The sequence below is a fragment of the Longimicrobium sp. genome, from assembly GCA_036387335.1.
In the GTDB taxonomy this organism is placed as follows: domain Bacteria; phylum Gemmatimonadota; class Gemmatimonadetes; order Longimicrobiales; family Longimicrobiaceae; genus Longimicrobium.
Genome location: DASVTZ010000071.1, coordinates 1 through 13,816, shown reverse-complemented (window position 1 = coordinate 13,816; position 13,816 = coordinate 1). Strand labels below are relative to the sequence as shown.

The 13,816-nt window shown below is 69.5% G+C and carries 15 protein-coding genes; 7 read left to right on the top strand and 8 right to left on the bottom strand.

The window, feature by feature from the left end; all coding sequences use genetic code 11:
• Both VF647_05885 and VF647_05880 read right to left on the bottom strand, forming a co-directional pair.
• Nucleotides 1-213, bottom strand: a 213-nt coding sequence (locus tag VF647_05885; protein HEX8451604.1) for a hypothetical protein, incomplete at its 3' end; no start/stop codon positions are given.
• Between the two features lie 403 nt (nucleotides 214-616).
• Nucleotides 617-1,711, bottom strand: a complete 1,095-nt coding sequence (locus VF647_05880; protein ID HEX8451603.1) for a M20/M25/M40 family metallo-hydrolase — start codon at nucleotides 1,709-1,711, stop codon at nucleotides 617-619.
• Nucleotides 1,712-1,957: 246 nt separating this feature from the next.
• On the opposite strand from VF647_05880, the gene VF647_05875 reads away from it, so the two are divergent.
• The 6 genes from VF647_05875 (at nucleotide 1,958) to VF647_05850 (ending at nucleotide 7,962) form a co-directional block, all read left to right on the top strand.
• Nucleotides 1,958-3,223 (top strand): LeuA family protein, encoded by a 1,266-nt coding sequence (locus VF647_05875; protein HEX8451602.1) that lies wholly within the window; start codon nucleotides 1,958-1,960, stop codon nucleotides 3,221-3,223.
• A 23-nt stretch (nucleotides 3,224-3,246) separates the two neighbouring features.
• Nucleotides 3,247-3,585, top strand: a complete 339-nt coding sequence (locus tag VF647_05870) for an ArsC/Spx/MgsR family protein (protein HEX8451601.1) — start codon at nucleotides 3,247-3,249, stop codon at nucleotides 3,583-3,585.
• A 107-nt stretch (nucleotides 3,586-3,692) separates the two neighbouring features.
• The gene (locus tag VF647_05865) at nucleotides 3,693-4,040 is read left to right on the top strand and encodes a hypothetical protein (GenBank protein ID HEX8451600.1); all 348 of its coding nucleotides are present in this window, start codon (nucleotides 3,693-3,695) and stop codon (nucleotides 4,038-4,040) included.
• A 44-nt stretch (nucleotides 4,041-4,084) separates the two neighbouring features.
• Nucleotides 4,085-5,221, top strand: a complete 1,137-nt coding sequence (locus tag VF647_05860) for a radical SAM protein (protein ID HEX8451599.1) — start codon at nucleotides 4,085-4,087, stop codon at nucleotides 5,219-5,221.
• 22 nt (nucleotides 5,222-5,243) lie between these two features.
• Nucleotides 5,244-6,860: a Sir2 family NAD-dependent protein deacetylase gene (locus VF647_05855; protein HEX8451598.1), complete on the top strand. Its 1,617-nt coding sequence runs from the start codon at nucleotides 5,244-5,246 to the stop codon at nucleotides 6,858-6,860.
• A 94-nt stretch (nucleotides 6,861-6,954) separates the two neighbouring features.
• Nucleotides 6,955-7,962, top strand: a complete 1,008-nt coding sequence (locus VF647_05850) for a UPF0489 family protein (protein ID HEX8451597.1) — start codon at nucleotides 6,955-6,957, stop codon at nucleotides 7,960-7,962.
• 163 nt (nucleotides 7,963-8,125) lie between these two features.
• On the opposite strand, the gene VF647_05845 is transcribed toward VF647_05850, so the two are convergent.
• From VF647_05845 to VF647_05830, 4 genes are all read right to left on the bottom strand, one after another.
• A complete protein-coding gene (locus tag VF647_05845) occupies nucleotides 8,126-8,734 on the bottom strand; it encodes a flavin reductase family protein (protein HEX8451596.1) in 609 nt (202 codons plus the stop codon).
• Nucleotides 8,731-9,390, bottom strand: coding sequence for an alpha/beta fold hydrolase (locus tag VF647_05840; GenBank protein HEX8451595.1), 660 nt, complete (start codon nucleotides 9,388-9,390; stop codon nucleotides 8,731-8,733). Before VF647_05840 ends, VF647_05845 begins: the two co-directional genes overlap by 4 nt.
• On the bottom strand, nucleotides 9,387-9,812 hold the full coding sequence (locus VF647_05835) for a hypothetical protein (protein ID HEX8451594.1): 426 nt from the start codon (nucleotides 9,810-9,812) through the stop codon (nucleotides 9,387-9,389). The genes VF647_05840 and VF647_05835 overlap by 4 nt, the downstream gene beginning before the upstream one ends.
• 218 nt (nucleotides 9,813-10,030) lie before the next feature.
• Complete coding sequence (locus VF647_05830; GenBank protein ID HEX8451593.1) at nucleotides 10,031-10,507, bottom strand: hypothetical protein; 477 nt, start codon at nucleotides 10,505-10,507, stop codon at nucleotides 10,031-10,033.
• 333 nt (nucleotides 10,508-10,840) lie between these two features.
• Here VF647_05830 and VF647_05825 point away from each other — a divergent pair, with 333 nt between their 5' ends.
• On the top strand, nucleotides 10,841-11,323 hold the full coding sequence (locus tag VF647_05825; GenBank protein ID HEX8451592.1) for a hypothetical protein: 483 nt from the start codon (nucleotides 10,841-10,843) through the stop codon (nucleotides 11,321-11,323).
• A 293-nt stretch (nucleotides 11,324-11,616) separates the two neighbouring features.
• Here VF647_05825 and VF647_05820 read toward each other — a convergent pair whose 3' ends face one another.
• Nucleotides 11,617-12,792 (bottom strand): phosphatase domain-containing protein, encoded by a 1,176-nt coding sequence (locus VF647_05820; GenBank protein ID HEX8451591.1) that lies wholly within the window; start codon nucleotides 12,790-12,792, stop codon nucleotides 11,617-11,619.
• 169 nt (nucleotides 12,793-12,961) lie between these two features.
• Nucleotides 12,962-13,816 (bottom strand): MFS transporter (locus tag VF647_05815; protein ID HEX8451590.1); only part of this gene is annotated, 855 nt, incomplete at its 5' end.

Here is a 13,816-nt window from a genome sequence, read left to right as displayed (position 1 = left end):
CCACCCTTCCCACCGCATGGGCCCCAGATTGAGGTACTGCCGCGGGTCGGCGACCTCCGGCGGATCGGCATCCTTGGACGCCGCGACCGGAGCTGCGGAGTGTTGGGCAGGCGCGACGGTGCCGGCTTTGACGTCGGAACGCCGTTTCGCCGCGTCGCCACATGCGAACATGGAAACCGTGCCGGCCAGCAGCAGCATCCGCTGAAAGCTCATTTCTCCGATCCTCCGATCGTATGTACCCGGCATGTTCCACGAGACCGCCTCAAGCCGGAGCCCGGCCCGGGACAGCGCGTCATCGCGAGCCTCGCGGAACGCGCAGTAGATCCTTCGCTCCGCGCCAGAGCTCCGCTCACGGGCGAGATCCGCGAGGCGCGTCACTCAGGATGACAAAAAATTGGAATGCCGGCATTTGTCGAGACGGCTTCAGCCGTCTTCGCGTAGTTCCAGCCGGGGGCTTTAGCCCATAGGCGTTAACTTTATCTCACGAAGCGTTTTTGCGGTGTCGCTTCCGGTATGGAGATCGCTAGTTTTGCGCCGCCAATCGACACAAAAGTTGGGCTGGCGAGGGTCCGAAAATCGTTAAGTTAGCGCCTATGGGGCCGGGGGGAGGGGGCCCCTACACCACCCCCGCCGCCTCCAGCACGATCAGCAGCGCACGCTCGATCCCCAGGGCGCCGTGGTCGTTGGAGAACCACTCGTCGGTGGTGTGGATGCCGCCCGAGTCGCCGCCCACGCCGATGGCGATGGAGGGGATGCCGAGCGCCATCGGCACGTTGGCGTCCGTGGAGGAGGAGACCAGCTCCGGTTGGGCGCCGAGTGACGAGGTGACCTGCGTGGAGATCCGCACCAGCTCCGAGCGGGCGGGGGTCTCGCCGGAGGGGCGGTCGCCGATGACGGCCACGTCGCAGCTCAGCGCCTGCGTGCCGGCGCGGCGCCCGGTGCTCTCCTCCCGCACCACGCGCTTCACGATCCCGCGCACGCTCGCCTCCAGCTCCAGCAGCACGCCGGGCACCTCGCTCCGCATGTCCAGCTCCAGCCACGCCGCGTCGGGCACCGCGTTGATGCTCGTTCCCCCGCCGATGCGCGCCACTGTCAGCGACGAGCGCTCCGGGTGGGGGAGGGCGAGCGTGCTCACCTCGGCGGCGGCGGCGGCGAGCGCGACGATGGGGTTGGGCGCGCCGCGGTCCGCCCACGAGTGCCCGCCGGGGCCCTCCACCGTCACCCGCAGCCGCCGCGATCCGATGGCGCGGTGCACGATGCGCCGCACCCCCGAGCCGTCCAGCGCCACGAACGCCGCCGCCGTGCGCAGCGGCGACCCCTCGCGGAAGAGGTGCTTCACCCCGCGCAGGTCCCCCGTCCCCTCCTCCCCCACCGTCGCGACGAAGACGATGGGGCGGCGCGTGCGGACGCCAGCGGTGCGCACCAGCCGCGCCACCGCCAGCATCCCCGCCAGCCCGCGCGAGTTGTCGGTGATCCCGGGCGCGTAGATGCGGCCGCCGTCGTGGCGCGGCTCCACGTCCGTGCCGGCGGGGAAGACGGTGTCCAGGTGCGCGGCCACCACCACCGGCTCCGCGCCCGCCTCGCCCGGCAGGGTGGCGACCACGTTCCCGACCTCGTCGAGCGACGCATCGCGGTACCCCGCCTCGCGCAGGCGCTCCAGCACGCTCGCGCCCCGCTCCCCCTCGCCGAATGGCGGCGCGGGGATGCGCACCAGCTCCAGCTGGTCGCGGAGCGTGGCGTCGTCGGTGCGGTGGGCCAGCTCGCGAACGGGACGGAGGACGGAGGTCAGGGCGCGCTGCCGGTTGCGGTATCAGGGTCTGGGGGGATGATGATGCCGTGCCGCGGCGGGGCTGTCAACCGAGCCGCCCCGGGTTTCGCATCTGCCTGCCGTTCATTATGATGCATGGCGTGCCCGAGCCCGGGGCGCCTCCCCTCAACCCCCGCCCGCGAGGATCGCATGCAGGAGCGCGACCTGGTCTTCGATTGGAACACGCAGGACGGCTCGTTCGACTATTCCACCCGGCGCGGCGTGCAGCTCAACGACGAGACGCTGCGCGACGGCCTGCAGTCGCCCTCCGTTACCGATCCGCCCATTGAAGACAAGATCCACCTCCTCCACCTGATGGCGGAGCTTGGGATCGCCGCGGCGGACATCGGCCTTCCCGGCGCCGGCCCGCGCGCCGTGCGCGACGTGGAAGCACTGGCGCGCGCAATTGCGGACGAGCGCCTCCCGATAGAGCCCAACTGCGCCGCCCGCACCGTTCGCGCCGACGTGCAGCCGATCGTCGACGTGTCGCAGCGGGTGGGGATCGCCATTGAGGCGGCCACCTTCATCGGATCGTCCCCCATCCGACAGTACGCCGAAGACTGGACGCTGGAGCGGATGCTGCGCTCCACCGAGGACGCCGTGAGCTTCGCCGTGGCGGAGGGCCTGCCGGTGATGTACGTGACGGAGGACACCACCCGCGCGCAACCGGAGGTGGTGAAGGCGCTGTACAGGACGGCGATCGAGTGCGGCGCGCGGCGCATCTGCCTGTGTGACACGGTGGGCCACGCCACCCCGCACGGCGTCCGCCGGCTGATCCGCTTCGTGATCGACGAGGTCGTGAAGCCGAGCGGCGAGGACGTCAAGGTCGACTGGCACGGCCACCGCGACCGCGGGCTGGGAATGCCCAACTGCCTGGCCGCCATCGAGGAGGGCGCGCACCGCATCCACGGCACCGCGCTCGGCATCGGCGAGCGCTGCGGCAACGCGGAGATGGATCTGCTCCTGGTGAACCTGAAGCTGCTGGGCCTGCACGACTGGGACCTGTCGAAGCTCAACGACTACGTGCAGACCGCCGCGCGCGCCTGCCGCGTGCCGCTGGCGTACAACTGGCCCGTCTTCGGCGAGGACGCCTTCCGCACCGGCACGGGCGTGCACGCCGCCGCCATCATCAAGGCCGAGGCCAAGGGCGACGCCTGGCTGGCGGACCGCATCTACTCCGGCGTCCCCGCGGGCCTCTTCGGCCTCTGCCAGAAGATCGACATCTCGCCGATGAGCGGCCTTTCCAACGTGCGCTACTGGATGCGCGCCCACGGCTTCGACGCCGACGACGACGCCCTCTGCAGCCACGTCTTCAACCACGCCAAGACCGGCGACCGCACCCTCACCGACGCCGAGGTCGTGGCACTGGTAGCCGCCTACCTTGCCGAGTCTCCGGTCCTGCAGGGGACGCAGTGAGTGCTGATACGGGGGGAGTCGACGTGTACTGGCTCCCTCACTGCACCACCTGCCAGAAGGCCGTCCAGCACCTGCACGACCGCGGCGTCCGCATTGCCTCCTTTCGCGACCTCAAGGCCCAGCCCCTGGAACGCGCGGAGGTCGAGGACCTCGCGCGCAAAGCCGGCGGCGCGGAAAAGCTGTTCTCGAAGCGCGCCATGAAGTACCGCAAGCTGGGCCTCCACGAGCAGACCCTCACCGAAGACGACCTCCTCCGCCTGATGTCCGAGGAGTACACCTTCGTCACCCGCCCCGTCACCGTCGCCGGCAACCGCGCGACGGCGGGGTTCTCGGCGAAGCGCGTGGACGAGCTGATGCGGTAGGTCTCCGCGGCAATTTTTTTCTAGCCTTCACCTGGATCGGAGCACTACAGTGTGACCCTCTCGGCAGGACCAGGGAAGGCGGGCTCTCACGGCCAAAGGGGAAAGAGATGCCGACTATCGATTCGTCTTTGCGGCAGCGCCTGGTTGCGAAGTACGGCACGAGCGTGAACCTGGAGGCCGGCTCGCCGGTCGCCTCGGACATCCTGCGAGACCTGGTCCACGAACTGAGCGCCGACGACTCCGAATCCGAAGAGGCGGGGTACGACAAGAGCTACGTGGAAGGGTACAACCGCCAGGATTACACCCGCACCAATTATTCGCGGTACGACCGTACCGACGACACCGTCGCCGAAGCCGGCGGCGAGCAGATCGGCGCCGAGATCCGTCCTGAGCTCGACAGGCTCATCATCGAGCGGCTCCGTGCGGCGGCGCCTGCGATGCGCGCCGGTAAGTAGACGTGGGCCGCGCGTTTCGGCTCCCGGTATTCGACTATCTGCTGTTGAAGCTGGCAGCCCGGTGCAACCTCAACTGCACCTACTGCTACTGGTTCCGTGACGCCTCGGTCTACGAGAAGCCGAAGGTGCTGACGGAGGAGGCGGAGGGTGCACTCCTCGTGAAGCTCGAGGAGCACATCCTCCGCTACGGGCTGAAGAACTTCTCGATCCTCTTCCACGGCGGCGAGCCGCTACTCTTCGGGAAGGCGAGGATGGTGCGGCTCGCCGACGCCCTGAGGGAGCTGGAGGGCCGCACCGGGTGCTCCATCCACCTCTCCATCACCACCAATGGGGTGCTGATCGACGACGAGTGGGCATCCGTCTTCCGCTTTTACCGCATCGGCACCACGCTCAGCATAGACGGTCCGCCGGAGCTGCACGACCTGGCCCGGGTGGATCACGCCGGGCGCGGCTCGTATGGGAAGGTCACGGCTGCCCTGGAGACGCTGCGCCGATACGGGATCGAGCCCGGCATCCTGGCGGTGTGCCGGCCGGCCGAAGACCCGAGGCGGCTGGTACGCCACTTCGTGGAAGAGCTCGGGATCAGGGGCTTCGACGTGCTGATCCCCGACGCGACGCACCAGGAGCAGCCTGCGCCGATCGCGCCGTACTACAAGGAGCTTTTTGATACGTGGTACGACGAGATGGGCCCGCTGGGGGTCCGGATCCGCTTCGCACACGCTCTGCTGAAGGGCGTGCTGGGCGGCGAGTCGCACCTCGAGTCGATCGGCTACGGGCCGATCCAGACGTGTGCGATGCTGACAGACGGCTCGCTGGAGCCGCTGGACGTGCTGCGGATCGCCGGGTACCAGGCGACCCGTACCCAGGTTTCGATCCTCACGCACACTTTTCAGGACGTCACCGCCGACCCGGTGTGGCGGCGTGCGTTCGACGCCGCATCAAGCCTCTCGGAGGCGTGTACGGCGTGCGAGTACCGGCGGGCGTGCGGCGGTGGATTCCTCCCGCACCGCTGGTCGGAGGCGCGCGGATACGACAACCCCAGCGTGTACTGCGCGGACCTGAAGGAGATCTTCGACCACGTGTGGAGCCGCGTGGTTCCCGACCTGCGGGTGACGGTCGGCACGCGGCGCCTTCCGCTGGCGCAGTTCGTGGACGAGCCGGGCTCGGCCGTCCCAGTCTGACGGCCGGACGGCCGGTGCCGCCGTGCTCCGCCTGACCCCCAGGGCTGCCCCGTCCGCCGCGGTTCCCGAACGCTGCTTCGCGCACGCGTTCGGCAACTCACGCCGCGTCCTGGTCTTTGGCGGGAAGATCGTGGCGGCGGGGTGCGACCTTTTCCTGAAAGATTTCCTCCTCACCTGCTCTGGCGAGCTCGCACCCGCGGAGGCGGCTCGCTTGCTCCAACGCACCTGCAGCGCCCTCGAACGGGGCGGCTGGCGGACATCGGCGCGTCCCTGCGAGAGCCCCACCTGGACGGCGGACGATTTCTCCCTCGCCTGGACCGAGGGCGAGCACACTCCCGGACAGCGCCTGGTGCACCTGGTGCTGACGTGTGGCGACCCCGACGGAGAGCTGTTCCGGCGCGTCTTCGGCTACGTTTCGGCGCACGTCCGCAACCTGGGCGGGGGGGAGGCGGCCGAACCGGCATCGCCGCCGGCGCGCGACGGAGTGGCGTCCTGTCTCGAGGCGGGCGACCTGGCGCTCGCGCTCGCGGGCCGGCGCGTGGCCGCGTTCACCGGGGCCGGCGTGTCGCGTGCCAGCGGCATCCTTCCCTTTGAGGGTGATGGATCACTGGGTGGACGCGTGCCGCTGATGGACGATTTTCCGGGCGCGGTGCTGGAGTGGATCGCCGAGCGACCCGCGGAGCTCGCCACCCTCCTGGCCGGCTTCCATGCCACGCTCTACACGGCGGAGCCGAACGCGGCGCACGTGGCGATCGCCCAGCTGGAGCGGCTGAACGTGGTCAGTGGCCTGGCGACTACCGACTTCGATCGCCTGCACGAGCGCGCGGGGAGCCGCCGGGTGGAACGGCCACTGAACTCCGACGACCCTCTCACGGTGGCCGCCGGCGCAGACCTGCTGCTCGTCGTAGGTGTCTCCGCGGATGAGCATGGGTTGGTGTCGCGGTTCAGGAGCGCGGGGGGACGTGTGATCGCCGTGGATCCCGAGCCCCCTTCCTTCCTCCGGCGGGGCGACGCCCTCGTGCGCGGGTGCGCGGAGGTCATGCTCCCGCGGGTGGTGGCGCTCGTGCGCGACGGGCGGCGGGAAGCGCGCCGGCCGCCGGCGCCCTGCACCGCCGAGCGTTTCGTCCGTCTGGCGGCGCAGGTGCGCGAGACCGCGCGCGGGAGCACCCTTCACGGTGACGGGCACTGGCGGCGCGTCGCTCGTATCGGCGCGCGGCTGGCCACCGTAGAATCAGGATGCGATCCGTGGATCGTGCTTCTCTTCGCGCTCCTGCACGACGCCGGGCGCGAGCACGACGGCCATGACCCCGGACACGGCCCGCGGGCAGCGGCGCGGGCGCGGGCGCTGGAGGGAGCCGGGTTCGCGCTGGGCCCCCGTCGGCTCATGCTGCTGGAGAGTGCCTGCTTCGCCCATGCGGACGGCGAAGTCAGCCATGATCCCACCGTGGGCGTCTGCTGGGACGCCGACCGGTTGGACCTGTGGCGATGCGGGATGACGCCGGACCCGCGGTACCTGTCGAGCTGCGCGGCACTCGATCCCGCCACGATACGGTGGTCCGAGAGGCCGCCGGACGCCGACCCCACGTGGGAGGAGCTCTACGCGGCGTACACGCTTATCGCGCGGGAGGAGCCCGCGTGACCGCATTGCCGGGCGCCGAGCGTGTCTACCACTCCGGCGCGACGCTCGCGATGGTGGCGAGGTGTGGCGGCTCGCGAGCCCCGCATAGCAGCCGATGACCCCGCTCGTCTGCGTGGAGAAGCACCGTTACCCTGATCTCGCCGACGCCATCGCGGCGGTACGCGATGTATGGAAGGACCGGCCTTTGGCGGTGGAGGCGGAAAGCGCGCACGAGTGGCGCCTGCGCGTTGGGAGCGGGTGGCCGATGACGCCTTTTCCTGACCCGAACGCCGAGCGTGTAGCGCGTGCCGCCTTCGGGGTCGACGCTGCGGGTGCCCACGCATACCGGCGGATGGAGCGCTGGGGCGCCGGTCCGCTCTTCCTGGTCTGCCTCAACCATTGCTGGGCGCTCTGGGCATGGTCGCAGGCGGTTGCGCGCGCCACCGACGACACCCTCACCATCGTGCACCTGGACGCGCACGCCGACCTCCAGGTGCCGCCGCTCGTCTGTACCGACGCGCGCGGGTGCTTCGCGGCGCCGACGGGCGGGTCACGGGTCGACCTGGGAGATCCAGGATCTGTTGAATCCGCAATTCTGCAGGGGTTTGTCGGGATCGGGGGGTTCATCGTGCCGCTCATGCACGCGAACCCCGATTGCGACCTCGTCCACGTTGGTCCCTCCCACCCGGCCCCACGGGGCGCCCACGTGAGCTACCTCGGTCCCCGCGACCTTCCCTGCCGCACGCTCACGGGCATGAGGAAGCGGCCGGCCATGGTGGCGCACGCCCGGGCGCGGCAGGTGTACCTGTGGACCGACGTAGCCGAAGACCTGGTGCGGCTGGAGCCGCGCGGCGGCGTCCTGCTGGACGTGGACATGGACTATTTCTGCAACCGCTTCGAGGCGCCCTCGCAGGACCGCTCCAGGCACGAAGTCGCGGCCGAGATCGACCGCGTGGCCGTTTGTCTTCGGGCGGCTTCGTGGCGCCACCGCGTCATCGCGATCACGGTGGCCCTGTCGCCCGGCTTCTTCCCGAGCGAGTACTGGGTGGACGCGCTCGCCTGCCTGGAGGCCGCGCTCCGGTCGATCTATGAGCCGCCGGGTGCGCTGCTGCGCGGTCGATGACGTTCTCAGCGGGGATGAAGAGGCTTGCCATCGGCTGACCTGACATCTGGATCCTTCGCGTACCCGACGCCCTCACGGTACTCAAGCGTCCGCTGGTATGAACGGAAGCGGCGCTCTCCGCCCGGGGAGCGCCGCTTCTGGTTTTTACGCAGCTCGCGACTCGCTACGCCGGTGGCCGCGCCAGCACCGGGATCTCGCCGAGCGTGGAGTACAGATCGCCCCACAGCCGCGCTACGGGGCGGAGGGCGACGCTGTCGGCGAGGAGGGTGGCGGGGATGAGTGGGGCGGCGTCGGAGAGGCGGACAAGGAGGACTTCGCCGATGACGAGCGTGTTGACGGAGCCCTCCAGTTCCACCTCCTTGAAGAGCCGGCACTCCAGCACCGCGGGGCAGTCGGCGACGTAGGGCGCGGCCACCGACTCCGCCTGCGCGGCCTGCAAGCCGGCGCGCTCGAACTCGTCGACCTCTGGCCCGTACTCGCCGGAGGTCGCGTTCATCTGGGAGAGCTGCGGCTCGGTGACGACGTTGATGCAGAGGGCGCCCGTCTCGCGGATGTTGCGAAGGGTGTCCTTGGGCTCGCCGCGGCGGCTGCCGATGGAGATGGAGACGAGAAAGGGTGTGGCGCTGACCGCGGCGAAGTAGCTGAACGGCGCCAGGTTCCGCGCGCCCGCCGCCGACTGCGTGGATACCCATGCGATGGGGCGGGGAACGACCAGCGAGGTGAGGAGCTGGTAACGCTCGCGGTTGGAGAGCGCCCCCGTGTCCAGGATCATCCCGCCCGCGCTACTTCGGCCTGGATCCAGGCGCGCGCATCGCGCGCCTCGTCCGGCGAAATGCCGTGGCCGATCGCGTAGTCGCGCGTCTCCAACTCCGCGCCGGCCGCCTGCAGGAGCCCGCGCCCCTCGACGGCGAGGTCGAAGGGGATCTGCGGGTCCATCGTCCCGTGACCCCACCAGAAGCGCGTTCCCGCCACGGATTGCCGGGTGGGGCGCACGCTGGGGTGGTCGGCCAGGAAGCCGCTGAAGTTCATCACCCGCGGCGCCGCCCCGGGATTGCGGAGCGCGTACGCCATCGACATTACGCCACCCTGCGAGAAGCCGCCGAGCACCAGCGGGCCCGTTTTCACCGGGAGCGTGGCGCGGATTTCGGAGAGGAAGGTGCCGAGCGCGTACTGGCTCGCCTCGAAGCTGTCCGGCTCGGGGCGGTTGCGGCCGAGGAAGCGGTACCACGCCCACCCTGGGCCGTAGCCCCACGGCACGCCGGAGTGCGGCGCCTGGGGCGTGATCACCACCGCGCCCGGCGCGATGTGCGGCGCCAGCCCGGCAAGGTCGAAGCGGTCGCTCCCGCGCCCGTGGAGGAGCACCACCAGCGGCGCGCCGTCCTGCACCCCCTCGGGGATGGACTGCTCGTACAGGAGCGTCGTGCTCATCGCGCGCCGGCCTCGATCTGGTCGAGGGCGCGGCTCTGGAACGGGTGCCGGCCGATCGCCGCGATCCCGCCCACAAGGAGGAGGAGCGAGACGACCACACCCGTGAGAGCGTACTTGTAGGCGCGCGCCGAGTCCGCCTCGCGCTTGGCCCATGCGGAGAGCATCGTCGTCACGCCCACCGCGAGGAGGTTCATGATCAGGTGCCCCATGAGCGCCGAGTACCAGCGCCCAAGCACGATCATGACGATCCCCAGCACGACCTGCAGGTGGAGCGACCCGGTATAGGCCGCCGTCGAGATGCGCGCGGGGCGGTCGTACGGGCGCCTTCCGGAGAATCCGCGCGCCAGTATGACGATCGCCGCGATCCCGGCGAGGAGCACCAGGTAGCGAAGCCCTGAGTGCGCGTAGTAGACCATGTTCATGCGGTGTCCGCCTGGATTCGAGCTTGTTGGGCCGCCCCGCGCGGCTGGGTCGAACAATGTAGCGTCGAGCCTGGGCGGCACAAGCGACGGGGCGACCGTGCACCTGGCCGGCCGCCCCACGCATCATTCTTCGACAAGTAACGCACGGCCTCAGCCCGAGACACGGGCGAACTCCGCGATCTCTCTCCGCGTCTCTGCGCCTCCGCGTGAGACCGCTGTTATCCCTGCACGTTCTTGACGAACATCTCCTGCACGAGCGCGTTGAACTCGCGCTGCATCTCGTCGTGCTGCTTCTCGCAGGTGCGGCCGATCTCGGCAAGGCGCGGCTCGCCGATGCGTTCGCCCACGGCGGCAAAGGTGGCAAAGGTGTCCTGCGCCTGGCGGATCATGACGATGTCCTCCACGATGCGCAGGAAGTCGTCGTTGCGCACCGCGTCGGCCACGTCCTTGGCCTTCCCCAGCACGAACCCGAGCGCGTTCTTGAACGCCTCGCCGCCAGGCTCGCCGAGCGTGGCGCGGTACTCCTCGATCATCGTCTGGTGCTGGCGCATCTGCGGGATGTAGCGCGTGCACAGCTCGCGGAAGCGCGCGTCCTGCGCCTGCTTCTCGTGGTCCTCCAGGCTCTCCAGCAGCGTCTGGTGCTGCATCACGTTGTTGCTGACCTGGGCGATCAGGAAATCGCGTCCTTTGTGCATTCCGACTTCTCCATCTCTCGTTTTCCGTCCATCACACCGCACCTCGTTGCACGGCGGAGCGCCCCTGCCCGTTGCATAGGGTATGCCGCAGGTTTGCGTGCGCTCCGCTCCGGCCGCCGATGGCACCGTGTCGCGCCCCTCGTGGCGAAGGTGTGGCGGTGGTGATCCCATGCTCCGGATGCGAGGTATCTGGTGTGGAACGCACACACCGGAGACGAGTATGGATTCGGAAGATACGCCCGGGCGGGGACCCTAGCCGTGGATTCGTACCGGGCCGCGTCGGACCGGCACCGCCGGGCGCGAGTCGAAGCGTACGATGCCGCCCGAAACGACGTGATCGCGAACCTCGGAATCGGATCCGAGCTCCGGCTCGCGGACATCGATGCGGCGGCCATGGCGGAGTGGGAGCGAAGCTGGGCGCGTCGCAAGCACCCCCGTGGAGTGGGAGGATGGAACTGGCCCGAGCTCGTCCGCGCGCTTCCAAGACGTGCCGCCGTGCTCCCGATGGCCGTCTGGTACGGCTCAGACCTCTGCGGGCTGGCGCTCGGTCAGGCGTCCCGCTCCCGCGCGGGCGGGCTGAGGCACACGTTCACGTTGACCTTCGTGGAGAGGCGCCCCGAACCGCCTCCTGTTCCGCTCCGGGGCCTCATCACCGCGCTGGCGGTTGACGTAGCGGAGAATTATGGACGCGCGCTGGGAGCGACCCGTCTGGTCCTGCGCAACCCTGACCCGAATCTGCTCTCGTACTATGAGCTTCAAGGGTTTGCGACTGTTCGGACACTGCAGGAGCCGCTGCACTGCTTAAAGGAGATATGATCATGGGAAAACAAGCACAGTCAGTCCGACGGGCGAAACTTCGGGTAAAAGCTCGCGGGCTTCTCAACCGTCTGCGCTACGACATTCCGGCTCCGACGCTGGAGGTTGCGCGGGCGCGGATGCTGAGCAAGCCCGGGTTGTTCGCATCCCTCAGCAAAGAGGCGATCGAGGCGTTGAGGAACTGGGACGGGCCCGAAGTGCTAGGTCCGCCTCGGAAGGAAGAACGCGATTAGACAGCGAAACGCCCGTGCCGGGCTTGCACGGGCGCTTCACGCCAGCCGCGCTCCGGGCGGCTACTCAGTGCTCAGCTCCTCGTTGACCTCCTCGCCGGCGGCGGTGGCGCGGGGTTGGGTGCTGGCGTCGGCCTCGGCGCGGATCTCGGCGAGGGCGGCGGGGGCGATCCAGCCGCGGGAGACGGCGTGCTCGGCGGCGGCGAGGGTGTCGTCGGCCAGCACCAGGGCGCTCCCGGCCTTCTCAACTTCCGCGGCGAGGGCGCGGATGGCTTCCACGCGCTCGGGGCGGGCCTCCACGTTGCGGATGTACACGGCGGGGATGCGGTTCGGGTACGTGTGCACCACGCGCGAGTAGATCTCCGGGTCTTCCTGGCTGGTGTCGCCCACCAGGATGAAGGGGAGGGTGGGGAAGTGGGTCATGATCCGTTCGATCGCTCGCATCTTGTGCTCCTCGTTGGAGGTGGGGAGCACCTCGCCGGAGAGGCCCCAGTCGCGCAGGAGGAGGGGGCCGAGCGGGATCTTCTGGAGCGTCAGGAACTCCGCAAGCAGGTCGTGCAGGTTCCAGGGGCTGCTGGAGACGTAGAAGATCGGGTTGAAGGGCGCCGCGCCCGTGCCGTGCTGGAGCGCGCGGTAGAACGCCGCCACGCCCGGAAAGGGCGCGCGGGTGCGTGCGTTGCCGAAGAGGACTGTGCGCGCCATCCGCAGCTTGGAGGTGACGCCGGTGCGGATCACCGTGTCGTCCAGGTCGCTGATCACTCCGAATGCGCTCGCGGCCGGGGGCACCATGACGTGCGCCAGCGTCCGCACGGGCTCGTCGCCCTCGCGCGGCTCGAGGAGCTCCAGCACGACTTCGTGCCAGATGGCGTTGGGGGCGAAGGGGGGCCGCGGATCCACTTCGCACTCGAAATAGCCCTCGTCGTCAGTCGTCACGATGCGCTCGCCGCCGGCGAAGACGACGCGGACGCGGGCGCGCGGCACCTCGTCGCTCTCGAAGCGCTGGACCATGGAGGCGAGGTTCAGCCACGCGCTGTCCGCCGCGTCCGCCGCCGGGATGGGGGAGCCGCGCAGCACGCGCCCCCGCACGAAGCCCCGCTCCGGCGTCCCGTAGCCGCGGTACGCGTCGATGCGCGCCGCCTTTCCCGAGCCCCCGGTGGCGCCAAAGCGCCGCCGCTGCTCGTCGATCTTGTTGTCCACGCGGTCCAGGAAGCGCCCGAACCCCCTCGTCCAGTCTGCCACGCGCCGATCCTCCGCTGTCGTTCGGGCTCCCGTTGCCCCGTCGTGAAAGTAGTACCGCAACCACGGGGCTCACACAGAGACACAGAGCCACAGAGAGAAAGCTGAAGAGTCTCTGCTTCAATGCTTCCCTTTGTAGTTCTCCCTCTGTGGCTCTGTGGGAGATGCAGTTTCAGTGCGGACGAGGGCCGAATGGGGGCTCTGTCTCGTCTTCGCCGCGATCCTGGGCGCTCCACTCGCGGGGCTTGTCCGAGATGGGCTGCAGGATGACGTAGCTCAGCACGATCATCCCCAGCAGCACCAGCACCCCGATTCCCTGGCCCACGCGCGGCATCATGTGCGCCACCTGAATGGTCAGGTACGTGACAGCGGCCCAGATGATGGGGCCCGTGATGGCGGAGAAGCGCCCCACCATCCCGTAAAGCCCGTAGAACTCGCCGACGCGGGCAGGCGGGGTCAGGCGCAGCATGTACGGGCGATCCGCGGCCCACACGCCGCCCAGCGCGAGCCCCGCGCCCGCCGCCACCACGTACAGGCACCAGAGCGGAAGCCCCACAATGCCGACCACGCCCGCGAAGGTGAAGATCGCCATCCATCCGATCAGGACGAAATTCAGCGTGCGCCGCGGCCCGTGGCGGTCCGTCATCCACCCCCAGAAGAAGCCGCCGATTACCGCGAAGGTGATGGCGGACATGAGGATGAACTGCGCCTGCTTCTGCCCCGCCTCCTCCGTCATCCCCGTGCTGACGGCGACGTTGACGGTATACAGCGCCATGATGGAGATCACGGTGTTGATGGCGTCCGTGTAGAAGACGCGGCCCACCAGGAAGCGCACCAGGCCCGGGTAGCGCCCGCCTTCCTTGAGCGTGCGGATGGTCTGCGAGGTGGAGTCGCGCACCATCGCCCAGCCGATGGGGCGGGGGCGCGGGTTGCCGCGCTCGCGCACGAAGAGGAAGCAGGGGATGGAGAGGAGGAGGAAGGCGACGGCGATGGCGGTGAAGAGCAGCGGCTTGTTTCCCGTCCCGAG